Annotated in this window: 1 protein-coding gene; it reads right to left on the reverse strand. The window is 69.3% G+C overall.

Annotated features, from left to right (window positions below; genetic code table 11):
• Positions 1 to 1,398: DNA mismatch repair endonuclease MutL (mutL, locus tag DYI24_RS26335; protein WP_164574403.1), on the reverse strand; the 1,398-nt coding region annotated here is incomplete at its 3' end.
• Positions 1,399 to 1,595 lie beyond the last annotated feature (197 nt).

Raw genomic sequence — 1,595 nt, forward strand, 5'->3', positions numbered from 1 at the left:
GTCCATCTCGACGATGTCGGGGATCAGCAGGATCTGGCGCTGCACGCCGTTGGCGTCGAGCGAGGCTTTGAGCCGCTCATAGACGATCCGCTCGTGCGCGGCGTGCTGATCGATCACGATCAGACCGTCGCGGGTCTGCGACACGATGTAGGTCTCGTGGATCTGCGTGCGCGCAGCACCGAGCGGCCGGTCGAGCAGATCCGGCGTCACCTCGGTCGGACGAATGTCGGCGCTCGGCGCGCCGACATCGAACGCCGCCTGCGCGCGCTCCGTGAACGACGGCGCCGCACTGCCGCCGACCGGATAGGACGGCGACGAACGCCAGTCCCAATTCGCCGGCGGCATCGAGGCGGGACGAAACGTCGAGATCACGCTGCTGGCGCTGTTGGCCGCGGTCCGGCGGCCTTCGCGTGCCAAGCCATCCTTCAGCGCGTGCACGATCAGCGCACGGACCAGACCGGAGTTGCGGAAGCGCACCTCGGTCTTGGCCGGGTGCACGTTGGCGTCGACCTCGCGCGCATCCAGCGTGACGAACAGCGCCACCACCGGATGGCGGTCGCGCGGCAAGTAGTCCGAATAGGCGGCGCGCACCGCCCCTAAGATCAGCTTGTCGCGCACCGGACGGCCGTTGACGAACAGATACTGCCCGAGCGCATTGGCTTTGGTCAGCGACGGCGCCGCCGCGAAGCCTTCGACGATCACACCCTCGCGCTCGGCACGGACTTCGATGGCGTTGGCGCGAAAATCGGCGCCGAGAATGTCGCCGAGCCGGATCAGTTGCCCCGGCGCACCCGGTAGCGCCGCCGCCCAGGTCACCGGCGCGCGCTCTTCGCCGGCCAGCGTGAAGGCCACGTCCGGCCGCGCCATCGCCAGCCGCCGCACGACTTCGCGGATCGCTTCGGCCTCGGTGCGATCGGTCTTGAGAAACTTCAGCCGCGCCGGCGTTGCAAAGAACAGATCGGCGACTTCGACGCGGGTGCCTTGGGTCAGCGCGGCCGGCGCGATCGGGGTCTTATCGCCGCCTTCGACGCGCAGGCTCCAGGCGTGCGGCTCGGTTGCGTGCCGCGTGGTGATCGACAGCCGCGCCACCGCGCCGATCGACGGCAGCGCCTCGCCACGAAACCCCAGCGTGCGGATCTGCAGCAGGTCCTCGTCGTCGAGCTTGGAGGTGGCGTGGCGATCGACAGCGAGGGCGAGGTCCGCCGCCGTCATGCCGGAGCCGTCGTCGGCAATCACGATCTTCCGCCGCCCGCCGCCGTCCGAAAAGATGTCGATCCGGCTGGCGCCGGCATCGATCGCATTCTCGACCAGCTCCTTCACCACGCTCGCCGGCCGCTCCACCACCTCGCCGGCGGCGATGCGGTTGACGATGGTTTCGGGAAGCTGGCGGACGGGCATACGGCGACTCTGTGTGGACCTGAAGTTTAAGCGACCTTGGTGCGGATGGCGATGCGGCGGCAAACCAGAGCTCTCTTCACCCTCCCCTGGAGGGGGAGGGTCGGCACGCGGTCCGCGAAGCGGAGTGCGTGACGGGGCGGGGTGAGCCGCGGGCGCGGCGGATGAACTCTTCGCCACCCCACCCCGCCCGCTAAAGC

The sequence above is a fragment of the Rhodopseudomonas sp. BR0C11 genome (genome assembly GCF_010820945.1).
GTDB lineage: Bacteria > Pseudomonadota > Alphaproteobacteria > Rhizobiales > Xanthobacteraceae > Rhodopseudomonas > Rhodopseudomonas palustris_H.